The 17,175-nt window shown below is 70.2% G+C and carries 18 protein-coding genes and 1 tRNA gene; all 19 read right to left on the minus strand.

The genetic code is table 11. The features are described 5' to 3' along the window. Position 1 precedes the first annotated feature (1 nt). The 19 genes from AB0F89_RS12800 to AB0F89_RS12890 all read right to left on the minus strand — a co-directional run bounded on the left by AB0F89_RS12800 (position 2) and on the right by AB0F89_RS12890 (position 16,792). Complete coding sequence (locus AB0F89_RS12800) at positions 2 to 862, minus strand: hypothetical protein (protein ID WP_367135784.1); 861 nt, start codon at positions 860 to 862, stop codon at positions 2 to 4. Then, positions 863 to 4,741, minus strand: coding sequence for a hypothetical protein (locus tag AB0F89_RS12805; protein ID WP_367135786.1), 3,879 nt, complete (start codon positions 4,739 to 4,741; stop codon positions 863 to 865). A 3-nt stretch (positions 4,742 to 4,744) separates the two neighbouring features. Beyond that, complete coding sequence (locus AB0F89_RS12810) at positions 4,745 to 5,086, minus strand: hypothetical protein (RefSeq protein ID WP_367135787.1); 342 nt, start codon at positions 5,084 to 5,086, stop codon at positions 4,745 to 4,747. A gap of 32 nt (positions 5,087 to 5,118) precedes the next feature. After that, the gene (locus AB0F89_RS12815) at positions 5,119 to 5,463 is read right to left on the minus strand and encodes a phage tail assembly protein (protein ID WP_367135788.1); all 345 of its coding nucleotides are present in this window, start codon (positions 5,461 to 5,463) and stop codon (positions 5,119 to 5,121) included. Between the two features lie 129 nt (positions 5,464 to 5,592). Beyond that, positions 5,593 to 6,351 (minus strand): hypothetical protein, encoded by a 759-nt coding sequence (locus AB0F89_RS12820; RefSeq protein ID WP_367135789.1) that lies wholly within the window; start codon positions 6,349 to 6,351, stop codon positions 5,593 to 5,595. 78 nt (positions 6,352 to 6,429) lie between these two features. Continuing rightward, positions 6,430 to 6,912, minus strand: a complete 483-nt coding sequence (locus AB0F89_RS12825) for a hypothetical protein (protein WP_367135791.1) — start codon at positions 6,910 to 6,912, stop codon at positions 6,430 to 6,432. Further along, the gene (locus tag AB0F89_RS12830) at positions 6,909 to 7,268 is read right to left on the minus strand and encodes a DUF5403 family protein (RefSeq protein ID WP_367135793.1); all 360 of its coding nucleotides are present in this window, start codon (positions 7,266 to 7,268) and stop codon (positions 6,909 to 6,911) included. Before AB0F89_RS12830 ends, AB0F89_RS12825 begins: the two co-directional genes overlap by 4 nt. Continuing rightward, positions 7,268 to 7,603, minus strand: a complete 336-nt coding sequence (locus AB0F89_RS12835) for a hypothetical protein (RefSeq protein WP_367135795.1) — start codon at positions 7,601 to 7,603, stop codon at positions 7,268 to 7,270. Before AB0F89_RS12835 ends, AB0F89_RS12830 begins: the two co-directional genes overlap by 1 nt. Beyond that, positions 7,600 to 8,055: a hypothetical protein gene (locus AB0F89_RS12840; RefSeq protein WP_367135797.1), complete on the minus strand. Its 456-nt coding sequence runs from the start codon at positions 8,053 to 8,055 to the stop codon at positions 7,600 to 7,602. Before AB0F89_RS12840 ends, AB0F89_RS12835 begins: the two co-directional genes overlap by 4 nt. Positions 8,056 to 8,121: 66 nt before the next feature. Then, positions 8,122 to 9,183: a hypothetical protein gene (locus AB0F89_RS12845; RefSeq protein WP_367135799.1), complete on the minus strand. Its 1,062-nt coding sequence runs from the start codon at positions 9,181 to 9,183 to the stop codon at positions 8,122 to 8,124. A 78-nt stretch (positions 9,184 to 9,261) separates the two neighbouring features. Further along, positions 9,262 to 9,792, minus strand: coding sequence for a hypothetical protein (locus tag AB0F89_RS12850; protein WP_367135801.1), 531 nt, complete (start codon positions 9,790 to 9,792; stop codon positions 9,262 to 9,264). Between the two features lie 27 nt (positions 9,793 to 9,819). Continuing rightward, a complete protein-coding gene (locus tag AB0F89_RS12855; protein WP_367135802.1) occupies positions 9,820 to 10,860 on the minus strand; it encodes a hypothetical protein in 1,041 nt (346 codons plus the stop codon). A gap of 79 nt (positions 10,861 to 10,939) precedes the next feature. Continuing rightward, positions 10,940 to 11,560 carry a DUF4082 domain-containing protein gene (locus AB0F89_RS12860; protein ID WP_367135804.1) on the minus strand — a complete coding sequence of 207 codons (621 nt, stop codon included), beginning with the start codon at positions 11,558 to 11,560 and terminating at the stop codon, positions 10,940 to 10,942. Then, positions 11,553 to 12,212, minus strand: a complete 660-nt coding sequence (locus AB0F89_RS12865) for a hypothetical protein (RefSeq protein WP_367135806.1) — start codon at positions 12,210 to 12,212, stop codon at positions 11,553 to 11,555. Before AB0F89_RS12865 ends, AB0F89_RS12860 begins: the two co-directional genes overlap by 8 nt. Next, positions 12,209 to 13,648 (minus strand): phage portal protein, encoded by a 1,440-nt coding sequence (locus AB0F89_RS12870; RefSeq protein ID WP_367135808.1) that lies wholly within the window; start codon positions 13,646 to 13,648, stop codon positions 12,209 to 12,211. The genes AB0F89_RS12865 and AB0F89_RS12870 overlap by 4 nt, the downstream gene beginning before the upstream one ends. Before the next feature lie 14 nt (positions 13,649 to 13,662). Further along, the gene (locus tag AB0F89_RS12875; RefSeq protein WP_367135811.1) at positions 13,663 to 15,303 is read right to left on the minus strand and encodes a hypothetical protein; all 1,641 of its coding nucleotides are present in this window, start codon (positions 15,301 to 15,303) and stop codon (positions 13,663 to 13,665) included. Positions 15,304 to 15,349: 46 nt separating this feature from the next. Further along, positions 15,350 to 15,784, minus strand: coding sequence for a hypothetical protein (locus AB0F89_RS12880; protein ID WP_367135813.1), 435 nt, complete (start codon positions 15,782 to 15,784; stop codon positions 15,350 to 15,352). A 73-nt stretch (positions 15,785 to 15,857) separates the two neighbouring features. Next, on the minus strand, positions 15,858 to 16,649 hold the full coding sequence (locus tag AB0F89_RS12885) for a peptidoglycan-binding domain-containing protein (RefSeq protein WP_367135815.1): 792 nt from the start codon (positions 16,647 to 16,649) through the stop codon (positions 15,858 to 15,860). A 70-nt stretch (positions 16,650 to 16,719) separates the two neighbouring features. Then, positions 16,720 to 16,792 (minus strand) — tRNA-Trp (locus AB0F89_RS12890). Between the last annotated feature and the right edge of the window lie 383 nt (positions 16,793 to 17,175).

The following is a 17,175-nucleotide window of genomic DNA, read 5'->3' on the forward strand; positions in this document are numbered from 1 at the left end:
GCTAGATCACCATCCACTTCCGAGGTCGCCAGGTGCACACGATGCGCGACTCGGGGATGACGTCCTCCAGGCTGACCGTCGCGGTGGTCGTGCCGGGAGGGATGGACCAGAACCGGGGGGCGGCGGCGAGCTCGCCGTAGCGGTTCGCGCCGAGGTGGTCGACGACCGTGCCCAGGCTGGCGTCGAAGACCAGGCTCTCGCCGACGCCGAGGGTGCCGCGCCAGTGCAGCAGCTCGCCGGTCGGCGAGATGGCCTTGAAGTCCCGGCCCGGCCCGATGACCTCCCACACGGGGAAGGACGGGGCGTCGCCGGTGTTCTCCAACTGGATCTGGCCGATGGCCTGGCTGGAGGCCACGTTCATGTTCGCCAGGCCCCCGACCAGCAGACCGCGGACGACGGCCTGTTCGCCGATGGTCTTGCGCGTCGGCACGCTGTAGGTGAAGTACGGGTTCCCGGCGCGCACGGTGACCACGATCAGCAGGTCGGTCTCGCCGACCGTGTCCACGCCGAAGGCGTAGTCACCGCCCCCGACGCGGACCACGGTGGTGGTCCACGAGGTGCCGTCGTCCTCGACCCAGCGCAGCGTGCACGGGCCGGACAGCATGACCGCCAGTCGGTTCACCAGGCGCTGGAGCTCGGCGCGGTCGGGGGCTTCGAGCAGCAGGGGCAGATCGACGTCGCGCGGCAGGACGCGCTTGCCGCGGTAGATGGCGCCGTCGCCCGCGCCGCTGAGCCACTGCACGGAGACGGGGGGCAGGCCCAGCCCGGTTACGCCGGACAGGGCCTGCACCCCCCTTCCCTTGCGCAGGGCGTCGTCGAGGTCGAAGACGTCCGTCGCTGATTCGAGTTGCAGTCGTGGCACTTACCAGCCCATCCTCGCGCGACCTGCGGCTGCAAACAGATCCTCCTCGGAGGAGATGCTGCTACCGGGTGCCGCGTAGTAGTTGAGAACCTTTTGAGTGCCGGTATCACCGTTTCCGAGTGCACCGTCCGCGATTCCCGCGATCCGTCGTGCGACGCCGGGGGCGCGCATTTCAGGGGAGGAGAATTCGGTTCCGGCCACGTCGTCGGTGAGCCCCTTCAGTGAACGGCGAACTGCGTCGTAACGCGATTCGAGTCCGTCGATGAAGCCGTCGACAACAAGGCGTCCAGCGTCGAACAGGATGGTCCGGTCACGAGAGGCCGGTCCTTTCCAGTCGGGCAGCATGGAGGTCAGCTCGGAGAGCTTGTTCTTCACGCTCTGGAAGGCACTCTGAATTCCCTGAAGGAATCCGTCGATCACCTTCTTGCCCGCTTCGACGAGGATGCGTCCGGGGTCGCCGAGGGATTCGACGATCCGGCCGGGAATGCCCTTGACCCAGTCGATGACGCCCTGCACGCCATCCCGGACGGTGTCCTGGATGTTGCGCCAGGCGTCGGACGCCTTCTGCTTGATGTTCTCCCAGGCTTCGGCCATGTTGCTCTTGACCTCTTCGGCCTTCGAGCGCAGCGTGGAGCCCAGGTTCGACCAGAACTCGTCCCAGCGTCGGCCCATCTCGCTGGCGGCCTCGCTGAGCTTCCGCTTCTTCGCGTCCCAGGATTCGGACCACTTCTCGCCCATTTCGACGAGCTTGTTCTTCAGTGGGGCCAGCATGGTGACGCCGAGGAACAGGTCGAACAGGCCGCCGATCCCGTCCCAGATTCCCTTGCCGACTTCCTTGATCCCGTTCCAGACCTTGTCCCAGTCGCCCGTGAGGAACCCGGAGAAGATGTCCCAGGCGCCCTTCATGGTCTCGAAGGTGCCCTTGAACATGTCGCCGAGCCCGGACAGGGCGGTGGCGAGGTTCTCGCCGAGGTACTTCGCCAGCATTTCGATCCCAGGGAGCAGGACCGGAAGCGCTTCGGTGACCTCGCCGAAACTCCCGAGCAGCGAAGCGAAGACGCCGACCAGGCTGACAATCGACTCAACGAGCCCCGGAAGGACTTCCACGGCGAAGCGGGCGAATGCGGGAACGAGTACCGTTCCCATCACGAGGGCCATTTCCGCGAGCTGCGGGACAAGAGGCGTTACCGCGTCCACAATTCGCAGGAGAGCGTCGGCGATGGCCGGGATCAGCTCGATGAGCTTCGGCCCAACGGTGGTGACGTAGTCAGCCCAGACGTCGGCCAGCCGGGCGAACATCACGCCGAGCTTCGGCAGGATCGGGGTGAGCCCCTCCAGCGCCTTGACGAGCGCTTCGCCGATGAGCGGCAGCACGCGCTCCAGCGCCGGGGCCAAGCCGTCGACCGCTGCGGTCAGCGCGGGAATCAAGCCGTCGTCGGCCGCCTGCGCAAGCGCCTCGGCGACACGCAGCAGGACCGGCGAGAGTGCCTCGACCACGCGCAGCAGGCCGCCGCCCAGGACGTCGACCAGCTTGATGACGCTCGGCGCGAGCCGGACCACGACCTCGGCCACGGTCGAGAGCACCTTGGACAGCAGCGGGGCCAGGACGCGGGCGACCTCGCCGATCAGGAAGGCCAGCACGCCCAGCGCTCGGCCGAGCGGCTCGAAGGCCGGGGCCAACGCGATGACCGCGTCGTGGATGCCCTGGAACATCAGGACCAGCCCGCCCTGGAAGGCAGGCTGGCTCAGGGCCGTGGCAACGCTGTCAAGCAGCGTGCCGATGGCGCTGCCGACCAACGGCAGGATGAACGTCAGCGTCTGCCCGAGGGCCTCCAGCAGGCGTGCGACCGCCGGGCCCGACTGCGAGGAGATGAGGTCCATCGCCTCGTGCGCGGCGCGGAAGACCTCGGTCATCCCGTGCTGGAAGCGGTCGCCGTTGACGATGTCCGCGATGCGGGTCAGCGCGTCGGCCAGCGTGCCCAGGGTGGAGCCGCCCGCGGCCTCGGCCGCGTTGAACATCCCGTTGAAGATCCGGCCGATCTGGAGGATGACCGTGCCGAGGTCGGCCAGCGCCTGGATGCCGTTGTCGATCCAGGTCTGGAGTCGACCGTCCGCCGCGGCCTGCCCGAGGAAGTCGTCCAGGCGGCGGGAGATGTCGACGAACCACTTCGCCAGGCGCGGCAGGTAGGCGGCGCCGACCGTGCCGAGCTTCGCCAGGATTCCGGCGTAGGCGTCGGTGCCCGTGCTGGCGATGCGGATCGAGGCGATCAGCCCGGCGAACATCCCGTCGAGGACGTCCGCGGGCAGGGCCCGCGCGAGCGAGTCGGCCAAGCGGCCGAAGAACCCGCCCAGGGCGTCGGCCGTGCGTCCGAGCCCCTTCTCCAGGGAGGGGAGCAGCTTGTCCGTCAGGCGGCGGATCGGGGCCTCGGCCACCCTCCAGAACCGCTCGGAGAGCTGGTCCTGGAGGTCGGCGAGCCGCTCTTTGACCTCGGGGATGACCTCGTTGAAGTCCCGCAGGACCGCGACGGTCACGCCCAAGCCGATGGCGAGGCCGCCGATGATGCCGGGCAGCGCGAGCGCTGCTCCGCCGATCTGCGCCAGGCTCGCCGACAGGGCGAACAGGTTCGAGCCTGCGGTGATCGCCCATCCGGCCAGCCCGGCGACCGCCAGGGCGATCGAGCCGATGATCGGGACGCTCTTGTCGAGGCTGGACAGCGACTCGCCCAGGCGGCGAATCCAGTTGCCCGCGACGCGGGCGCCGGACAGAGCGGCCAGGGCGGCGCTCACGCGCGCCGCCGCGGCCTTGTTCAGGTCGACGATGATCTCCACGCGCCGAGCGCGGGTCAAAGCCGCCAGCTTCGCCTGGGTCGCCTTCTGCGCCACCGCGTTGACGTCGGTGTGGATCTCGGCGGTCAGGCCGCTGATGCGGTCCTCGATGTCCTCGATCTCGCGTTCCAGCTTGCGCCGGGCGACCGGGTCCAACTCGGGCTTGATCTGCGCCCGGAGCTGCTCGATCTTCTCGGCGTGCGCCTCGATCTGGCGCATCGTCTTGGCGACGACGGCCTGGTCCAGCGTGGGTGCGATCTTGATGCCGTCGAGTCGCGCCTGCACGTTCTGGCGGATCAGGTCCGCCTTGGCGTAGTTGGCGACCAGCTCCAGGTTGTGCTGGAACTGGAGCTTCTGCGTCAGCTCGGCCTTGGCCTTCTCCAGCGAGGCGCGGTCGGGCTTGACCTTGATCTCGACCTCGCGGATCTTCTCCAGCTCGGCGTCGAGCTTGGCGATAGCCGAGGTCAACGAGGCGGCGCTGCCCTTGTTGACCTTCAGGTCGACGGTGGCCGCGGCGTCGATCTGGTCCTGGAGCTCCTTGCGGGCCTTCTCCAGTGACGCCTTGTCCATCTTGATCTTCAGGTCGACTTCGGCGAGCTTCTCCAGCTCCGCTTCGATCTTGGCGACGGCGCGCTGAAGGGAGCTCGTGCTGCTCTTATTGACCTTCAGGTCGAGGGTGGCGATCTGCTGGAGCTGCGCCTCCAGTGCGTTCAGCTTGGCGGTCAGGTCGGCTCGGTTGAGCTTGACCTGGATTTCCTTCTCGTCGAGCTTGTCCAGCTCGGCGCGCAGGCGCGCGATGCCGCGCTGCACCGAGCCCTGGTCGTCCAGCCTCACGCGCAGCGTGATCGCGTCGAGCTGCTTGGCCGCGGTCTCGCGCAACTTCCGCGTCTGGGCCGCCACGCCGCTCATGTCGAGGTTCGGCTTGACGACGATCTTGACGTCCCGCAGGGCCTTCTCGACGATGTTGAGCTTGCGCTCGGTCTCCGGGCGGAACTCGTCGGTGTCCGGCAGCACCTTGACCGCGACGCGGCCGATGATCTGGGTGCCAGACATGGGCTACCTCCTGGAGATACGGGCGTGCAGATCCGCCACGGAGACCCGCTTCTTGCCGGGCGGCGCGGGGGTCTTGGGCTTGTCGCTGGGGCGCGGCCACTCCGGGAAGGTCGGGGGCTTCTTGCCCCAGTTGCCGGTGGCGCGGGTGTTCTGGTTGAGCGCGTCGAACAGGTCGGCGCGCAGGTGCCGGTCGATGCCCCAGCCGAAGTGGTGGGCGCCGCCGCTGGCGAGGGCGACGGTCAGGGAGGTGTCGGGCAGCCTCTGCACCAGAGCGAGGACGAGGGACGGGGCCGGTCCGCGGCACTCGATGACGTCCACCAGGTCGATGCCGTAGTGGAAGCGCAAGTCCGCGTACAGGCCCCGCCCGTAGTCGTCGATCAGGCGGCAGAGGACGAGGCTTCCCCCACCTGCTGGCCCTCCGTGTAGCGCTCGAAGACCTCGGCCAGCACACCCAGGTCGTCACCGATGGCGCTGATCAGCACCTTGGCCTGGGAGGCGGACTCGGCGATGGTCTTGATGGCGTTCTGGAAGACGGCGACCTGGTCCACCTCGTCGCCCTCGCCCTCCATCTCCTTCTGGATGCCGACGAGCTTGTCCCGCTGCGCCTTGGGCATCCGCAAGGGGTTGAGCAGGCGGACGGTGGTGTCGCCGACCTGGATGTCGGTCGAGCCGTACTTGCGGTCGGCGGCGGCGCGGATGTCGTCGAGGGAGAAGCTGGACACGGTTTGCGGACCTCCAGTGTGTTGCGGGACAAGGGGAAGCGGACCGAGAGGGCCACCGTGAGGGGTGGCCCGGCGCGCACGCGGGTCCGCAAGGCACGTGCGCGCCGGGTGTCAGGGGGAGGACGCGGGTCAGGCCGCCGCGCCGGACTCCCAGGAGTCGCCGTCCCAGTGGGCCTGCGTGGAGTTGCCGAGCACGACGTGCTGGCCGGTGGTCCACGCGGTGGCCGGGGAGGCGGTGATCGAGCCGGACTGGAGCGCCGCCAGGCTGGCCGGGAGCGCCGCGCCGGTCGGGGTGAAGGCGCCCGGCGAGCCCGCGGTGGCGCCCGTGGCGACCACGCTGGCCGGGGTGCTCGTGAGCGGCGTCACGGCGTAGGTCCAGTTGTTGGTGCCGTGGACCAGCGGGGTGATGCCGATCGGCATACCCGCGAGCGACTCCGTGTCCGACAGCGACAGGTCGTCCGCGCGGTAGATTTCGGCCTTCGGGGCGTAGAAGGCGAAGGTGTTGTCGCCGTCCACGAAGACGATGAGGATCGCGCAGACGGTCGGCTTCGGGTCGGTCGGGACGCCGAGCGTGCCGTTCGCCAGCAGGGGCGCGTTCGCGCCGTAGAACAGGCGCAGCCCCTTGATGTCGAACTGCTGGAGGATGAAGGTCATCCGCTCGGTCCGCGCGCTGTAGCGGGTGCGCAGCGTCTTGTTCTGGAGCGTCGCGAGCACCGTGGCCTCGCCGCCCTCGGAGGTGATGCTGAGCAGCTCCTCCAGCGAGGTGTGGCCGACGTTCTCCCACGGGGCCGTGGGCGAGGTCAGGTCGGACGGCATCTCCGTGCCGGTCGGGGCCAGCAGGTAGTTGCCGGTGTCGATGACGAGAGTGGCGCCGTCGTCGAGTGCCAAAGTCGTTCCCTCCCAAGGGAATCAGGGGTCGGCGAAGACCCCGCGCCTCGACGAGGGCGGGGTGAGGGGGAAGGGGGATCAGCGCCTGCGCGGCTTGCGGATCTCCAGGTCGTAAGTGCTCTCGTAGCGCCACATGCCGGTGGGCAGGTCGGCGTACTGCACCGGGCCCGAACTGGTGGCCCAGTCGGGTTTGCGCGTCGGCTCGCCGCGCATCCGGATCGAGATGACCGACCCCAGGCCGGGGTAGTTGACGTGCGCCAGCCAGGCGTTGCGCATGACCACGCGCACGGCCTCGGAGACGATCGCGCCCTTCTCGTCGCCGTCCGGGTCTCGCGTGAACACGTTGACGCTGAACCGCGCGGCGTCGGTGAACCGCGGGTCGCCGCGCCAGTCGCCCAGCGCGGGGAGGCGGCGCACGAGGATGAACAGGCCGGGCGCGTCGTCGGCAATCAGCGAGTTGACCGGCACGTCCGGCAGGCCGTCGCGCAGGATGCGCAGGCAGATGTCCTCGATCGGCGTCAGCTCGACCAGGGCCAGCACGCTGGCAGGGAGGTCGATCACCGCCTGCCCCTGCGAGGCTTGCGCTGGACACCCATCGCGTCGCGGAGGACCCCGAGGCCCTCCATGCCCGCGCGGCCGTCCGGGTCGTCCTCGGTCGGCGGGACGGGAGCGCGGCCGAACTCGATCGACAGGGCGGCCATGAGGCCGCGCTCGTCGTCGAGCACCACGTAGCGGTCGATGTCGCCGACCTCGACAGTGATCTGGGCGTGGCCGTCGTGTCGGTGGGCCGCGAGCCGGGCCTCGGCGTTCTCCGCGCGATCCAGTGCGATGTCGTCCAGGCTGTCGTGCACGGTCCGGTGCAGCGCGATCAGCTTCTCGATCTTCAGGCGCCCTACGCGCCGGTACACCTCAGCCACTACGGCCGCTCCCTGATGTCGAGTGACCAGTGCCGGGTGCGGCGCGTGCCGTGGTGGTACTGCGGCGGCGAGACGATGTCCCACTGCTTGCCCTTCCACTCGACGCGGGACCAGAGGTTCACGTCGGGCAGGTCGGCGTCCACGATCATGCGAGTCACGTTGATCTGCTGCTGGCCGGGCACCTCGGCCCGCGCGGAGCGCTGCGGGATGAACGCCGCGCGCACCTCGTGCGGGCCGTCCGGCTCGGCGCGCGTCACGTGGTTGCCGCGCCGGTCGGTGGTCTTGACGGTCTTCCAGATGCGGGCGGGCTGCCCGCGGCGTCGCTGGTAGCTCACCAGGGGCTCTCCGGGTCGGAGAACATCGGGAACGGCTTGCCGCCGCCGACGACCGGCACGTACGAGGCGTCGCGCTTGCGCTGCGGGCCCCACGTGGACACGGGCGCGGACAGCAGCGCCGTCTTGCCGGACAGGCTGACCAGCGCGGCCAGCTCGTCGCGGTTGAAGTGCGCCGACCCTGCGCGGTCGCCCTGTTCGGCCCAGGTGAGCGTCTCGTCGCCCGCGCGGCTGGTGACGTAGCCGTCCGGGTTGCGCATGTAGCGCACCGCGGCGCCCAACACCAGCGTGCGGACGAGCTGCGGGGCGGTCGAGGGGTCGGGCCAGGGGCGGCCGTAGTGCCGGGCCCAGCCCGACAGGTCGTCCAGCGCGGCAGCGCCGAGGCGCTCCTCGTCGTCGTCGAGCACCCAGTCCAGGCGGTCTTTGAGCTGGTCCAGCGTGGCGAAGGGCTCCATCGTGCCTCCTTGCGCACGCGAGCAGGCGGCACGCCCGAGGTGGACGTGCCGCCGTGCTCAGGGGGGTCAGGCGTTGGCCGGGTCCGTCTCGGCCTTGCGGCCGGTCGGGGTCCACACGCGGGCGTCGCTGACGCCGGTGATCTGGGCCAGCTCCGAGGACGCGGCCGGGTAGTTCGAGGAGCCGTCGAGCGTCAGCTTGATGCCGCGCACGAAGTATTCGCTCGCCGAGACGATCTCGGTCTTCTCGACCTCGTCCCAGCCGACCAGGACGTCCTTGACGTCCCGCACGCCCGCGTAGCAGTTCACGACCGAGCGGTCCTGCATGTGCTCGGAGTCGTAGTCGCGGACCCAGCGCAGCGCGAGGCCCTCGAACGAGGTGGTCGCGCCGTAGGGCACCGACTGCGGGACGCTCGGGGCCGCGGTCGCCATGATGAACGCCGTGTCGGCGAAGGCGTAGGCGTCGCTGGCGCCGATGGTCTGGTCGACCACGAAGTTGAAGCCGAACTTCTGGCCCAGGCTCGCCAGGCGCAGCGCGCTCTCGGCCTCGTTGTCGCCGACGTACTGCGCGAGGTTGAGCTTGTCGTCGTTGAGCAGCGCCGCCTCGAAGTCGGAGCCGACCAGCATGAACCGCTGGCCCTCCGGCACGCGGAAGGCGTTGAGCACGCGCCGGGCCTCGATCAGCGCGCCGCGCAGGCCCTGCTCGACGTTGCCGATCACGACGTTGTAGGCCGCGCCGGTCAGCGTGGTGACGCACTTGCGCGCCAGGCCGCGGGCGACGGCCTTGACCTGCGGGCGCAGCAGCTTGCCCCACTGGTCGATGTCGAAGTCGTTCTGCTCGTCGGTCAGCTTGACCGCCGAGTAGAAGTTCCCGCCGAAGGTGACGGGGATCTTCCGCTCCGCGTACTCGTCGAAGACGATGCCGCTGGAGCGGTCGTTCCGCCAGGCGTACTCGTGGAACGGCAGGACGCCCTCGACCTTGACCGAGATCGTGTCGTCCTTGGCGCCCTTGAAGGCGTCCACGGACTCCTTCTTGAACAGGTTCGGGACGACGAGCTCCTGCTCCAGCATCCCGATGGCGGTCGCGACCAACTTCTCCGGCTTGACGACCTGGTGCTGAGGGGTGGGCACTGTGTGGCTCCTCCAGGGCATGACAAAGCCCCTGGCCGGATCGGCTCAGGGGCTTGTGGTGGGCGGGGGTGTGCTCGGTTAGCGGCGGGTGCGGCGGGCGAGCTTGCGGGGGTCCATCTCGCCGTCGTCGCCGTCGTCGGGGGTCAGGCCCCCGCCCAGCACGGTGGGCTCGGTGGCCGGGGCGTACCTCTGGAGTGTCTTGGCGACCGCCTCCAGCTCCTCGGGCGTCTTGCCGGTGAGCAGAGCGGCAAGCTCGTCGGGCAGCTCGTACTTGCGGGCGACCTGCTCGCGCACGAGCTGGCGCTCCAGCTCGGCGACCTTCTCCGTCAGCGACGTGGTCGCCGCGGCGAACTCCTCGGGGGTCTTCGCCGACTCCAGGTTCTTCTGTGCCTCGCGGAGCTGCGTGCGGTAGTTCGCGGCCTCGCCGCGGACCTTCGTCAGCTCCTTGCGGGCCCACTCCGGGAGCTCGTCCTCGGGCTTCACCTCGGGGGGCGTTGCACCGTCGCCGGGTACCTCGCCGCCCTCGGGGGCCGTTGCGCTCCCCGTGGCCTGCTGGTCATCGGTCGTCGGCTCCTCGGTGGTCGGGTCGGGCTGGGTGGGCTCGGGCACGGGACGCCTCCTGGACGTTCTCGGGGATCACGCCGCGTCACCTGGACGCGAGCGGGCTGCCAGGCGCGCGTTGCGCTGCTCCTGGCGGATGAATCGGCGCCACGCCGAGACGGCGGCCTTGCCGCTCAGACCTCGGGTGACGCGGGGCCACTCGACCGCGTACTTGCGGTTCAGCTCGGTCAACGCGGAGTTGTCGAACTGCTCGTCGCTGTAAATGAGCTCGGCGTAGCAGTGGCAGCCGTCGTGGTACTTGTCGCCGTCCGCGTAGGTGGCGGACTTCTCGGAGCGGTAGACCGCCCCGCGCGAGATCAACATGGCGCACCAGCCGCAGGGCGTCCCGGTGCGGGACAGCCGGACGTAGCCCAGGACGCGCCGGTCGCGCTGGCCCGTCGACCACGTGGTGCTCCTGGCACCGTTCATGGCGACGCGCTCGGCGGCGGCGGCCTGGCGTGCTCCGGCCTTGCGGTGGGCCTCGGCGCGCAGCACGTCCACTTCGGACGCAGGCAGCTCCTCGTCGATCTCGTTCAGCTTGCTGTCGAGGTTGTCCAGCCCCAGGGCTTCGAGCACGAGCCGGGCCTCGGCCTCCGCCTCGCGCTCCAGGCGCTCCAGCTCGCGGTCGAGACCGTCGATCGTCTCGACGGGGATGCGGTCGTCCTCGGGGGGTTCTGCGGGCGTTTCCGCAGGTGTGTCGGAGGGCCGGCTCTCGGGCCCTGGTTCGCTCTCTGCGGGCCTCTCCGGGGTGGGCCGGCTCGTCGTACCGGCAGGCTCGACGACGCCCTCCTGGGGCGCTTCGGGGCTTGCCAGCTCGGCGAACTCGGCGCGCAGCATGGAGAGGGTGACGTAGGGCGGATTGGGCCGCCGGGGGTCGGCGATGGTGGTTCCGGTGTGCAGCGCGCGGGCGAGGCGGTAGTAGGCCATCGCCAGGTCGCGGGACTGCCGCCTGCGGGTCAGCACCTGCCGGACGGCCCGCGCCAGCCAGGCCGCGCTGAGCGCGGTGGTCCTGGCGGGCGGGACGCTGGCCCACAGCTTCAGGGCGTCCTGGATCGTGGCGACGCCGAGCTGAGTCAAGGCCAGGTGGTAGGCGACCGACGCGGCGTCGGTCTCGGACTGCGGAGCGGGGGCGGTCAGTTGATCACCCCCTGCTCGATCAGGCGGGCGTCCAGAGGACGTCCGCGAAGTAGTTCGTGGCGTTGAAGGCGTTGACCGGGAAGGCGGGCGCGGAGCCCTGGCCGTAGCGCCCGTTGCGCAGCAGGTCGACGCCGGGGTAGGCCCACTCGTTGGGCACAGCCGTGAGCCCACCGCTGACGATGGGCTGCGACAGGCCGCGGGAGGTGGCGACGTAGCCGCGCTGGGTCCAGTAGGCCGCGACGTAGGGCTGGTTCGCCGCGACGCTGATCGGCTCGGCGAACAGGGCCTCGCACCACGCGCCAGGCGTGAGCGCGCCGAAGTCCGCGCGGGCCAGCTCGACTCCGGCACTGTCGGTGTCGAGGCGGTACAGCAGGCCGGTGGGCGTGCCGAGCGGCAGGGTCGACGGGCAGAACAGGCGGACACCGTGCACCCGACCCGGCACGCTGGCGATCCAGACCGTGCCGAGGGTGTAGGACTCGGTGTCGTCCACGTTCGGGTTCGCGGGCGTCAGTCCGTCCATGATCGACAGGGGCACCGCTTCGAGCGGCGGCTCCTGGTCGACCGGCACCCAGGCGCCGCCCAGGCGCACCGAGCGCCGCACGTCGACCCAGGAGCCGCCGACCCGCACCCGCCTAGGCACTGGTGTCGTCCCAGATCGAGCCGTCCGGCACGTTGCCGGGGTCGACCGGGCCCACGTAGTGACCGGCGCTGGTCGACGCCACGTAGGCACTTCCGCCCCAGCGCCAGGCCAACATGGCGTTGGTCGGCACCGAACCGGCCGGACCGGCGGGGCCTTCCGGACCGGCAGGACCGGCGGGACCGGCGGGACCGGGCTCGCCCGCCAGCGGGTTGGCCGCCAGCCAGGCTTCGACCGCGGCCTCCACCTCCTCGGGCGAGACGCCGTCCAGCGCCGCGAGCTGCGCGCGGAGGTCGGCGATCTCGCCCCACCACGCGGCCGGAGGGGGCACCTCGGGGGCCAGCGTGGCGGGGTCGACGTCGACCAGCGCGGAGTAGGCCAGCGGGGTCGCCGAGTTGGGCACCAGCACGGTCCGCACGTGGCGGGCCAGCGGGCCGTACTCGGTCACCCGCCAGGCCCACAGGCCCGCGTAGGTGCCGCCGTTGGTCGCCGCGAGCTGCACCGTGGCCTTGCCGTTCGCCAGGGCGACGCGCATCGGCTCGGGCAGCACGACGTGGCTCGGCGCGGTGAGGCGCCGGGTCGGCACGAACGTGAGCACGCGCGGCGTGGCCGGGCCGAGCCCGGCGTTGCGCAGGTCGATCTCCACGGCCGTCATGCGGCCACCGGCTCAGCGTCGGAGAACTGCACCGCGGGCGCCGGGGTAGTGGCGCGGCGGATGGACTGCGCGAGCTGGAGCTCGGCGTCCTCCTCCTCGCGCAGCTCCTCCCAGTCGTCGATCTCGTTCTGGGTGACGCCGGGGATGCGCCGCCACAGGCCGCGCTTGGGGACGTTGAGCTGGTCGGCCAGCTTGCCCAGCGCGTCCGCGGACTGCGCCAGGGAGCGCTGCTCCATGTCGCGCCAGAGCACCTCGCCGTGCCAGTCGTCGGCCGACAAGGTCTCGCCCGCGAGCTCGGCGGCGAGCCGGAAGACCCGCTCCCACGCCTCGCTGAACACCCGGCGGAACTCCTCGATCTTGCGCGAGAGCGCCGTCTCCGCGGCCAGCAGGGCTTCCGCCGACAGGTTGGCGATCTGCCCGAGCAAGTGATGCGGAGGGGTCTGCGAGATCGCGGCCAGGTGCCGGATGCTCATGTCGATGGACTCGATGTAGCCCCCGAGGGGCGTTTCGTCCAACGTCCCGAACTTCACATCCGAGTCGTCGGAGAACAGGAACCGCTTGGCGTTGAGGTTGATCGGCAGCGGCTTGGGGTTGCCGTGCTCGTCGAGGATCGGCTCGCCGGTCTCCGGGTCGCGGTAGACCGGCGGGGCCATGCCCGAGGCGTACCGGACCTTGAACGAGCCGCCCGTCTGCGCGATCAGCAGGTCGAAAACCGTCTGGTTGATGCGGTTCTGGAGCTCGATCATCGGCTCGATCACGCCGACCGTGCGGCCCTCCAGGTCCACCATCGCGGCGAACCGGGTGACCGGGCACTCCGAGGAGCCGTGGCGGCGCCCGTTCTGCACGACCACCGAGGCGAGGTCCGACAGCGACTTGAACGTCACCCGGTACTCGTTGCGTCGGTCCCACATCCGGGCCACGCCGCGGATCTCGCCGAGCGGCTTCGTCACGATGGTGAGCGCCGCGAACGGGACCAGGTCGTTAGCCGGGTCCTCGAACAGTGCCGCGGTCTTCAGCGCCGACAGGCCCTTGGTGACCACCCGGCGCCCGCCCTTGACCTTCTCGGTCAGGGTGAAGGCGTGGCCGTAGGTCAGCGCGCCGCGGTAGACCGCGGTCTGCCGGGCACCCAGGCCCGACCGCTCCCAGTGGTCCCACTCGGGCAGCACCGCGGCACCGCTGACGGGCAGCTCGCCGGGGCGACCGCGCCGGAACCCGTCCACGCACAGCGCCTGTGCCGGGGTGCCGACGAGCAGCGGCATCCAGTTGGACACCGCTCGCTTGGCGAGCATCTTGTACTCGTCGTCGGCCGTCTCCGGCATGTACGGGTCGTCGTGCTCCCCGTGCAGGTAGTTGTCGATGCGCTCCAGCCGGTCGCCGTCCTTGTAGAGGATGCCGAGGAGCTGCTTCGCCAGCGACGCGGGACTGGTGTCCGCCAAGGGGTCTCACCGCCTCACATGAAGTAGCCGCGCCCGGTGCGCTTCTTGGTCTTCTTGCCCCTCGTGCGCAGGTCGTAGAGCGCCTCGTGCGCGAGCATCAGCGCCGCGTAGAGGTCGACCTTGCGGGGGGAGTCGGCGCTCTCCTTGCCGAAGGAGAGGCCGTAGTTGTTGGTGCGGCGGCGCGCGTTGAGCGCGTGTCGCTTCAGGGCCAAGTCGCCGTTGTGGCCCAGCTTCGCGTCGAAGATCGACCGCATGAGCCGCTCGTGCGCCAGCGTCGAGCGCTGGAGCGAGCCGCGCATGTCCCAGGCGATGGCGTTGGTGCCCGGAGCCTTGACGGCCAGGCTCTCGCCGTACGCCTCGGCCCAGTCGGCGATGTAGCTCTCCCACAGGGCGACGTCGGCGTAGAACGCCTTGACCTCGTAAAGCCGGAACGTCTCGTGCACCGTGCTGTCCACGGCCACGCGGTTGACCTCCCAGCCCTCGCCCTGCGGGCCGTCCGGCTTCTCCCAGACGTCGATGACGAACGCCGTGAAGTCGCTGATCCGGATCGCCACGAGGGCGGTCGCGTCGTCGCTCTTGCCGCCGTCGAACCCGAGCACGATCTCGTCGCCGGGGCGCAGGACCGCGCCCTCGCGCAGGCAGGCCGACCACTCGGCGGGCCCGTACAGCGCGTCTTCCTCGGCCACGATCTGGTTGAGCCACATCCGGCGGGACCGGCTGGCCGAGATCGTGGTGTCGAGGACGGACTCGATGATCGCCTCGACGCGCAACCAGACCGCGTCACCCCGGATTTTGGGGATGACGATCTTCAGCGACTCGGGCGTCAGCGGGGTCCGCGGGTGCGCCTCGATCGAGTCGTAGAGGAACGCGATCGAGGCCGCGCGGCCTTCGAGCATCTTCTCGAAGGCGTCGCGCATCCGCTCGGCTACGGAGTCCTCGCCGGGCAGGTAGGCGTTGGTGATCGCCAGGTAGCGCGAGTCCTTCTTGGTCGCGTTGCCGTCGATCGTCTCGTACATCTTGTGGCCGTTGTTGCCGCTCACCCAGTGGTGGGTCTCGTTGAGCAGCACGAACGTCGTCCGCTTGCCTTCAATGGCGCGGTAGCTCGACGTGACGGCTTCGAGGCGGCACTTGCCGCCGTTGGCCCGGATGAGCTCCGCGCCGTCCTTGACGCGGTAGGTCTTCTTGAACCGGTCGCTCATCAACGACGGGATGAGCGCCATCGTGTTCGTGGTCTGCGACTGGTTGACCGCGGTCACCTGCACCCACGCCTGCGGGTGCGGGATGCCGACCGGCTCCATCGTCTTGGTGTCCCAGTGGGAGAACCGCGACGGGCCGACCAGCTCGACCAGGCACAGCACCGCGAGCAGGGGGTCCTTGCCCCAGCCCTTCATGCGCTGGAGGACGCCCTTGCGGTACACGAAGCGGCCGGTCTCGTCGACCGCGTACCACCACAGCACGAAGCGGAGCTGCTCCGGCGTGAACTTCCAGGGCCCGCCGTCCTCGGCGAGGAGGTACTCCGCGCACCACCCGGCGATCTGCCAGCCAAGGGTGTAACGCGGGAGCTCCCAGGCGCCGAGCGGGTTGCGCCGCCAGGTGGGGCCGAGGAAGGTCGGCTCCAGGGCGTCGATCTCCTCGGCGGTCAGCACGTTCGCCACTGGTGACACCTCCTCGGGCGGGGGACCGCGAGGAGAAGGTCAGGGCTCAGGCTTCGAGCCCGAGATCCTTGCGGTAGTCGGCGATGGCCGTGACGGAGGCGGGAGTGCTCTCCTCCTCCTGCTCGTGCAGCTCGATGCGCACGCGGCGGCGATCTCCCTCGGTGACGAGGAGCCGCTCGAACGCCGAGTAGATGGTCTGGAGCATCTGCCCCGACCGCTTCCCGCCCGGCGCCCGCTTGTAGTACGAGAGGTCTTCGCACAGCGAGTAGGCGAAGGCCCAGTCCGAGTCCTGGTAGAAGTCGGCTTGTCCCGAGCTCCTCAACGCCCTGTAGAGGCGGAGCGCGATCGGGTGCCACTCCTTGTCCGGGTGCGGGACGGTGACCGGACGCAGGGTGCCGCGGGTGACCGACTGGGCGTCGCCGCCCTTCCGCTCGCGCGGGCGGGCGAGGTTGTCCTCGCGGTCAGGCACGGGGCCTGGCATCTCGATCACCACCTCGTGAAGTAGGGGGACGCCCGCCCCGTGACAGGGGACGGGGCGGGCGTGGTCGCGTCGATCAGAGGCTGAACAGGTGCTGCCAGTCGTCGCTGTAGCACTTGCCCCAGATCGTCGTCTGGTTCGGGCGGTACTTCCGCTGGAAGGCCGCCATCGCGTCGGTCGTGGGCGGGTCCCACCGACCGTCAGCCCAACCGGCGTAGCCGGGGGCGAGGCCGAGCTGCTGGAGCTTGACCTGGATGGCCCGGATGTGCGGGCGCTCCCAGTCGTACTGGGAGCCGGGTGCGCCGCCGTGCTGGCGGTGGTCGCCGCGCCAGTCGCCGAACCAGTGGCCCGGCAGGTGCGCGAGCGGCCATGCCGGAGCGGCGGGCTTGGGCGGTGCCGGGGGCGGCGCGGGGGCCGGAGCCGGTGCGCTGGTGCCCGTCAGCATGGGGATGTTCCACGGCCGCGGGTCGAGCAACCGCCGGTCGCTGTGCACGCTGAAGTGCGCGTGCGACCAGTGCCCCGAGCTCGGCGTCCACTGGTACGGCCGGAACTGCGGACGGGTGTCCATGATCAACGCCCGGTGGATCGCGTACTTCAGGCGGTTCTCGCCCTGGTCGCGGCACGCCACCTGGAGCTGGTCCGTGAACCGGTTGAGGTCCAGGCCGATCTCGGGGTGGTTCGTGATGTCCAGCGCGGTCACGTACGCCTGGCCGTCGATCACCACCCACGGGTTGTGGTCGGACGCCGAACCCTGCGCGCGGTGTGCCGCGTCGCCGATCCAGCCGTCGCTGGCCTTGGACCGGCCGGGGAACTTCTGGTCGAACTGGGCCCGGAGGGTGACCAGCGCGGGCGCCAGGAGGTAGGACAAAGGCTCATCTCCAATCGCAGGGCGCACGAAAAACCCCGCCAGCCGATTTCGCTGACGGGGTTTTCGCGCGCAGGCGCGGCGGGACTCGAACCCGCGACACACGGTTTTGGAGACCGTTGCTCTGGCCGCTGAGCTACACGCCTTGAAGCTAGACAAGGGACCGGCGCCCTCGTCCGCGGGAATTCACATGAGGCCGGGGTGCTCCTCAGTGCGCCGGAATTTCGCGTTCTGCCGCCTCCAGTTGGCGGCTTTCGCCGCCGCCCCTTCCTTGGAGGACTTCTGTCGGTGATGCCACCCGCAGAGCGAGGTGAGGTTGGCGTCTCGGTGGTCGTCACCGCGCAGAACGTGGTCCACGTCGCTCGCCGGTTCCGCGCACCGCACCCCGAGCTCGTCGAGGTGGGTGCAGCGGTAACCGTCGCGCTTCAAGATGCGAGCGCGGATGCGAACCCAGTCGGCCGGGAGGCGACTACGCCGGTCAGAACCGGACCACTGGGGCATGGCGAAAAACCGCCTTCACGACGTGGAA

The organism is Saccharothrix sp. HUAS TT1 (genome assembly GCF_040744945.1).
In the GTDB taxonomy this organism is placed as follows: Bacteria; Actinomycetota; Actinomycetes; order Mycobacteriales; family Pseudonocardiaceae; genus Actinosynnema.

Coding starts and splice junctions, on each gene's coding strand:
- AB0F89_RS12805 (WP_367135786.1), bottom strand. CDS start 4,741: ATGTCTGGCACCCAGATCATCGGCCGCGTCGCGGTCAAGGTGCTGCCG.
- AB0F89_RS12840 (WP_367135797.1), bottom strand. CDS start 8,055: ATGGAGCCCTTCGCCACGCTGGACCAGCTCAAAGACCGCCTGGACTGG.
- AB0F89_RS12865 (WP_367135806.1), bottom strand. CDS start 12,212: ATGACGGCCGTGGAGATCGACCTGCGCAACGCCGGGCTCGGCCCGGCC.
- AB0F89_RS12880 (WP_367135813.1), bottom strand. CDS start 15,784: ATGCCAGGCCCCGTGCCTGACCGCGAGGACAACCTCGCCCGCCCGCGC.